Origin of the sequence: Sphingomonas sp. (genome assembly GCF_042091075.1) — a bacterium.
Taxonomy (GTDB): domain Bacteria; phylum Pseudomonadota; class Alphaproteobacteria; order Sphingomonadales; family Sphingomonadaceae; genus Sphingomonas.
On the sequence record NZ_JBELIE010000168.1, the window covers coordinates 1 to 6,803 of the forward strand.

Annotated in this window: 5 protein-coding genes; 3 read left to right on the top strand and 2 right to left on the bottom strand. The window is 66.0% G+C overall.

Annotated features, from left to right (window positions below; translation table 11 throughout):
• The coding region (locus ACFDSW_RS14070) for a divalent metal cation transporter (RefSeq protein ID WP_375250908.1) at nucleotides 1-710 on the top strand (710 nt) is incomplete at its 5' end.
• Nucleotides 711-730: 20 nt separating this feature from the next.
• Here the strand turns inward: ACFDSW_RS14070 and ACFDSW_RS14075 are convergent.
• Nucleotides 731-1,453: a hypothetical protein gene (locus ACFDSW_RS14075; RefSeq protein WP_375250909.1), complete on the bottom strand. Its 723-nt coding sequence runs from the start codon at nucleotides 1,451-1,453 to the stop codon at nucleotides 731-733.
• The gene (locus ACFDSW_RS14080) at nucleotides 1,450-2,670 is read right to left on the bottom strand and encodes a toxic anion resistance protein (protein WP_375250910.1); all 1,221 of its coding nucleotides are present in this window, start codon (nucleotides 2,668-2,670) and stop codon (nucleotides 1,450-1,452) included. The genes ACFDSW_RS14075 and ACFDSW_RS14080 overlap by 4 nt, the downstream gene beginning before the upstream one ends.
• Nucleotides 2,671-2,871: 201 nt before the next feature.
• Here ACFDSW_RS14080 and ACFDSW_RS14085 point away from each other — a divergent pair, with 201 nt between their 5' ends.
• Both ACFDSW_RS14085 and ACFDSW_RS14090 read left to right on the top strand, forming a co-directional pair.
• Nucleotides 2,872-5,265: a TonB-dependent receptor gene (locus tag ACFDSW_RS14085; RefSeq protein WP_375250911.1), complete on the top strand. Its 2,394-nt coding sequence runs from the start codon at nucleotides 2,872-2,874 to the stop codon at nucleotides 5,263-5,265.
• 127 nt (nucleotides 5,266-5,392) lie between these two features.
• A partial coding sequence (locus tag ACFDSW_RS14090; RefSeq protein ID WP_375250912.1) for a GTP-binding protein occupies nucleotides 5,393-6,803 on the top strand: 1,411 nt, incomplete at its 3' end.

A 6,803-nucleotide genomic window follows, 5' to 3' on the forward strand; every position in this document is an offset into this window, starting at 1 on the left:
GGGCCGAGATCGTCACCAATCCGGCGATGCTTTATCTCGCGATCGGCATTCTGGGCGCGACGGTGATGCCGCACAATCTGTATCTGCATTCCTCGATTGTCCAGACCCGCGCCTTCAAGGGAAGTAGCGCGGGGCGCCGCGAGGCATTGACGCTGGCGACGATCGATTCGACCGTCGCGCTGGGGCTGGCGTTCTTCATCAATGCGGCGATCCTGATCCTCGCCGCCGCGACGTTTCACAGCGCCGGCCGGTTCGAGGTCGCGGAGATCGAGGAGGCGCATGCGTTGCTGGCGCCGATGCTGGGCGTCGGCGCGGCGAGCGTGGTGTTCGCGATCGCGCTGCTCGCGAGCGGGCAGAATTCCACCGTCACCGGCACGCTGGCGGGCCAGATCGTGATGGAGGGGTTCCTTGACCTGCGGCTGCCGGTGTGGCTGCGCCGGCTGGTGACCCGCGCGATCGCGATCGTGCCGGCGGTGATCGTCGTCGCCAGCGCGGGGGATCGCGGCGCGACCGATCTGCTGATCCTCAGTCAGGTGGTGCTCAGTCTGCAATTGCCGTTCGCGGTGATCCCGCTGGTGGCGTTCACCGCCAATCGTGGGTTGATGGGCGAGTTTGCCGCGCCGCGCTGGCTGGCGGCGGTGGCCTGGGGGATCGCGGCGGTGATCGTCGCGCTGAATGGCTATCTGTTGTGGGGATATGTGGCGGGCTGACCGGGGGGCGGCGGAGCGCGTTATTCGCCCTGGTATTTGATCTCCAGGAACCGCCCCCGCGTCGCCAGCGCATCAAGATCGCCCTGCGCCAGTTGCGTGCTCATCGCACCGATCTCGCGCTCGATCACTTCCAGACCGTCGACCAATTGCTGATCCGGGGTCTTGCCGTTGCGCGGCGTGGCGCGCAACGCGGCGGGAACGCGCTGATAGTCGCGCACGAAATCGGGCAATTGCTCCCCCACCAGCCGTCGCACGTCGGCCGCCGCCGGGCTTTCCTCGGCCAGTGCCGCCATTTGCACCCCCAGGGTATCGAGCCGCTGGTCGATGCGATCCAGCATCGCGATCGCGGGCGCCGGCAGGGTCGGGCGCTGCGCGTCGAGCCAGCGCGCGGTCTGCATCGGCAGTGCCTTCAGCTCGGCGCGTGCGATCCGCTCGGGGGTGGGAACCGGGGTGGCCGGGGCAAAGGCGATCACCAGCGTCACCGCGATCATCGCCATCATCACCGCCAGCGCCCCGAACATGCCCAGTGGCATGATGATCGCGCCGAACAGCCCCGCCGCGATCAGGATCGTCAGATTGGCCGCGGCGATCGCCAGCGCGCGCGCCTTTGCCCCGCCACGGCCACGACGCGGGCTGCGCTGGAGCGGGATCAAGCCATCGGTCGTGCGGCCTGCCACGCGATCCGCCGTCGCGCGTGCGGCGATGATCGCCTGATCGGTCTCGCTGCTGGGGGGGAGCGTCACAGCGCCTCCAGCTTGAACTGGTCGGCGGGCCCGGCGACGCGATTCTGGCTCGCCCCCTCCGCCCGGGCGATATAACCGCGCGACTTTTCCACCTCATTGCCGAGCGTGTCGATCGTCGATTTCATGCTGTCGAGCGCCTTCAGCTTGAAGGTGTCGATCGCATCCATCGTATCGTAGATGTTCTGAAACGCACGCTGCAGCGTTTCCAGCGGGATGGTCGAGGCGGCGGCCTGCTCGTGGATCTGCGCGGTATTCTGGCGCAACAGCTTCCCGGTCGAATCGATGATGTTCGCGGTGGTGGTGTTGAGCTGGGTGATCTGGTCGAGCACCAGTTTCTGGCTGGTCAACGCCTGCGCGACGGTGACGGCGGTCCGCAGTGCGGCGACGGTGGTGGTGCTGGCGCGATCGACGCCCTTGATCAGTTCGACGTTGTTCTTCTTCACCAGATCGAGCGCCAGATAGCCCTGCACCGTCACCGCCATCTGGGTCAGCAGGTCTTGGGTGCGCTGGCGGGCGTAGAATAGCGCGGTCTCCCGGATTGCCTTCGCCTTGGCGGGGTCGCTGTGATCGAGATCGTTGGCGGTTTCCTCCAGCTTGGCGTCCATCGTGCGCGAGAGATGGATCATCTGCTCCAGCCGCCCCATAGCGGTCCACAGATTGGCGCGTTCGGTGTCGATCGCGGCATTGTCCATCAGCAACTCGTCCTTGCCCGAACCGAGGCTCTTCAGGATCGAGGCGATGTGCGTCTGGCTCGATTTGTAGCTGTCGAAATAATTGCGCATCCGGTTGCCGAACGGGATGATCCCGAACAGTTTCTGCGGCGCGGTCAACTTGCCACGCTTGCCGGGGTCGAGATCCTCGACCACGCGGCGCAACTGCGCAAGGTCCCGCCCGACGCCGCTTTCCTGATCCATCGCCTTCACCGGGCGATCGAGAAAGCGGTTGGACTGCCCCGCGGCATCGCGGATTTCCTTTTGCCCCATCGCGGTGATCGCATCGACGCGTTTGCCGAAGGCGGGGCTGTTGGCATCTTCCGCCACCAGTTCGGCGACGAACTGGTCGACACGCCGCTCCAGCTCGGTGCGGGTGCCCTGATCGACGGGTACCAGGCCGGCGGCCCGCTCGGCGGGGACCGCGGGCACCGGATCGGGTGGGGTCAGCACCAGCGCCGGTTCGGCCGTCAGCGTGTTCGGCACGGTATCGGGCGTCGTGGCCATCGAACGTCTTCCTTCCCTCGTCGTGTCGGAACGATGCGCGTTACTTTTGTCACCGGCCCGCCGTTCCTCATCGTCTGTGTTGCCTATGTAAGACGCTGCCGTGACAGCGTCCAGCCATCCCGGCGTTCACTTGCGGACCGACACGACCTTGTCACGAAAGCCTAATAGTTGCGCTCCCATAGCATGTTCGGGGGAACTTCGATGTCGCGTCAATTTTTTGGCGGCGCTGCCGCGCTGCTGCTCGTCGGCGTATCGCCTGCCGCGTTCGCCCAGGCGTCGGTGCAGCCGACGGCCGGGCCGAATGACGACGATATCATCGTTACCGCGCAAAAGACCGAGCAGCGGATCGAGGATGTCCCGCTGACCGTGTCGGCGGTGACGGGGCAGCGCATGGCGCAGATCGGCGTCAATTCGCTGTCGGAACTGGCGATGTACGTCCCCGGCCTGCGTATTCAGGAGCAGAGCGCGAACAACCCGGGCTTCGTGATCCGTGGCATCACGTCCGATTCCGGATCCTCGCAACAGGGCGCGCGCGTCACGCTCTACTACAATGGTATCGACATCTCGCGCTCGCGCGGGGCGTATCAGGACCTGTACGACGTCGAGCGGATCGAAGTGGTGAAGGGGCCGCAGGCGACGCTGTTCGGCACCGCCGCCGCCGTCGGTGCGGTGTCGATCATCTCCGCCAAGCCCCGGCCAGGGTTTTCGGATGCGATTACCGCCTCATACGGCAACTACAATCGCGCGCAGGTGTCTGGCTTCGTCAATGCGGGCAGCGATACGTTTGCCGCGCGGCTCGCCTTCGGGGTGAAGTATCGCGACGGTTATGTTCGCAATATCGCGGGCGATCCGAACGTGCCGAACCAGAATCAGGGCCGTGTCGATCAGGACGATCTGTACGGACAGAAACAGGCGGGCGCGCGCCTGTCGCTACGCTACACCCCCACCACGGCGGTGACCGCCGACCTGGTGCTGACCTATGACGGGCAGCGCAACACCGGCACGCCGTTCAAAAGCCGCGTGTTCGCGCCGACCGGCGGGCTCAACGGCGATTTTGGCTATGCCGAACTGTCGGGCTCGCCCTACAGCCGCGAAGTGCTGGGCAAGCGCAAGCTCGGGCTGGACCGCGACGTCTATGACGCGAACCTGACGATCGCGATCGATATCGCGCCGGGGGTCACCTTCACCACGGTCAACGGCTATCGCAAGTTCGACAGCCTGGAAGTGTTCGATGCCGATGGCGGCCCGGCCTGGTATCTGGAATTCGCCGAGGATGCGCATGGCGACCAGTGGAGCCATGAAGGCCGGTTCAATTTCCAGGGCGATCGTTTCCGGGCGGCGTTCGGATGGAACGGCTTCTTCGAGGACGGTTATCAGCGCGTGCCCTTCTCCACCGAGGAGGGGACATATCTCGCCTGTTCGGTGTCGCCCACCTTCGCCGCGATCCGCTCCGCGCTGAACGCCGCCGGGCTGCCGACCGGCACCGCCTGTGTCGCCGCGAACGGCACGATCCCGGCCACCCGCGCCACCGCGCTGCTGACCCGCGGGGCGGCGACGCAAATTCCCTATCAGTCGGTGTTCACGAACTTCGGGCGCAACGCCGCTTATTCGGTCTTCGCCGACACCACCTGGTTGCCCAGCCCGCGCCTCGAACTGACCGCCGGCGCGCGCGTACTGATCGAGAAGCGCGAGTCGGGGTATAGCAGCGTTCAGCCGAACTCGCGGCTGCTCGCGGCGCTGGCCGGGGTGAACAGCAGCCTGCTCGGCACCGCGAGCACCGGCGGACGGCAGTTCAACGCACGGCAAAGCTATTCGGCGATCCTGCCGCGCTTCAATGCGTTGTTCCGCCTGAACGATGCGCTCAACCTGTACGGCACGATCTCCAAGGGCCGCCGCTCGCCGGTGGTACAGCTCGATGCGCAGAACAGCGTCGGCGGGGTGATCCCGCGGCTGCAGCTGGTGCCGGAGGAGAATGTCTGGAATTTCGAGGCCGGGCTGAAAGTGGCCAGCAGCACCCTGACGGGGACGCTGTCGGCATTCTACCAAAGCTATCGCGGTTTCCAGGTGTCGGTGGTCGACAGCAGCGGCGTCTCGCGCACGCAGAGCGCCGGTTCGGCAAAGAACCCGGGTGTGGAGGTAGAGGCGCAATGGCGCCCGGTGCGCCCGCTGGCGCTGTTTGGCGCGTTCGCCTTCATCGACGGCAAGATCGATCGCAACAGCTCGCTCGCCGCCGCCTATTCCGGCGCGCGTTTCCGGCTGCAGCCGAAATACACCGCATCGGGCGGCGCGACGCTGCGCCTGCCGGTCGGTGACGGCATGACCTTCTACGCCACGCCATCGGCAACCTATCAGAGCAAGGTGTTCTTCGAATTGCCCAATAGTGAGGCGATCAGCCAGGGCGGCTATACGCTGATCAACCTGCGCGCGGGGGTGGAACTGGCGGCCGGGCGCTACACGATCGGCGGTTTCGCGCGCAACCTGACCGACAAACGCTACCTGCTCGACGCGGGCAACACCGGCGGCGGCTTCGGCGCGCCGACCTATATCGCCGGCGAGCCGCGTTTCTACGGCGTGGAGGTGTCGGCGCGGTATTGAGGCCGTCCGCCCTCATCCCGCGCCGTCCCTCGCGCGCGAACGCCCCACTGGCCATCGCGCGCGGTTTCCGCTATGCGCGCGGCCGAACACTGCCTGCGGCGCCCGCGGGCCACCCTCAGGAACCCGTATGAACCTGCGCAACATCGCCATCATCGCGCACGTCGATCATGGCAAGACGACCCTCGTCGACCAGCTTTTCCGCCAGTCGGGCACCTTCCGCGATAACCAGCGCGTCGAGGAGCGCGCGATGGATTCGAACGATCTGGAAAAGGAGCGCGGGATCACGATTCTCGCGAAGCCGACCTCGATCGAATGGGAAGGCGTGCGCATCAACATCGTCGACACCCCCGGCCACGCCGACTTCGGTGGTGAGGTGGAGCGGATCCTGTCGATGGTCGACGGGGTGATCCTGCTGGTCGACGCCGCCGAGGGCGCGATGCCGCAGACCAAGTTCGTGACCGGCAAGGCGCTCGCGCTGGGCCTGCGCCCGATCGTCGTCGTCAACAAGGTCGATCGCTCGGATGCGCGCATCCAGGAAGTGCTCGACGAGGTGTTCGACCTGTTCGTCGCGCTGGAGGCGAATGACGAGCAGCTCGACTTCCCGGTGCTCTACGCTTCGGGCCGCAACGGCTATGCCTCGGAGGATATGGACCGGCGCGAGGGCACGCTGACCCCGATGTTCCAGAAGATCGTCGATCACGTGCCGCCCCCCGCGCTGGACCAGGATGCGCCGTTCACGTTCCTCGTAACGCTGCTGGATCGTGACAATTTCCTCGGCCGTATCCTCACCGGCCGCGTCCAGTCGGGCGTGGTGAAACTGAACCAGCCGATCCACGCGCTCGACAATCAGGGCAATGTGATCGAGACCGGCCGCGCGTCGAAGCTGATGAGCTTCCGCGGGCTGGAGCGCGTTCCCGTCGAAGAGGCGCGCGCGGGCGATATCATCTCGCTCGCCGGATTGACCGTCGCGACCGTCGCCAACACGATCGCGGACCCGTCGGTCAGCATCCCGATCCAGGCGCAGCCGATCGATCCGCCGACGCTGTCGATGCGCTTCGCGGTCAACGATTCGCCGATGGCGGGGCGCGAGGGCAGCAAGGTGACCAGCCGGATGATCCGCGATCGCCTGATGCGCGAAGCGGAAACCAACGTCGCCATCAAGGTGACCGAGGCGGCCGACCGTGACAGCTTCGAGGTCGCCGGTCGTGGCGAATTGCAGCTTGGCGTGCTGATCGAGACGATGCGCCGCGAAGGCTTCGAACTGGGGATCAGCCGCCCGCGGGTGCTGTTCGGCGAGGACGAGAACGGCAAGAAGACCGAGCCGTATGAAACCGTCATCATCGACGTCGACGAGGAATATTCGGGCACGGTCGTCGAGAAGATGAACCTGCGCAAGGCGGAGATGACGGACATGCGGCCGTCGACCGGCGGCAAGACGCGCATCACCTTCTCCGCGCCCAGCCGCGGCATGATCGGCTATCATGGCGAGTTCCTGTCGGACACGCGCGGCACCGGCATCATGAACCGGCTGTTCGAGC

Excerpts from the sequence above, each read along its gene's own strand:
- ACFDSW_RS14080 (WP_375250910.1), bottom strand. The coding sequence starts at position 2,670 with ATGGCCACGACGCCCGATACCGTGCCGAACACGCTGACGGCCGAACCG.
- ACFDSW_RS14085 (WP_375250911.1), top strand. The coding sequence starts at position 2,872 with ATGTCGCGTCAATTTTTTGGCGGCGCTGCCGCGCTGCTGCTCGTCGGC.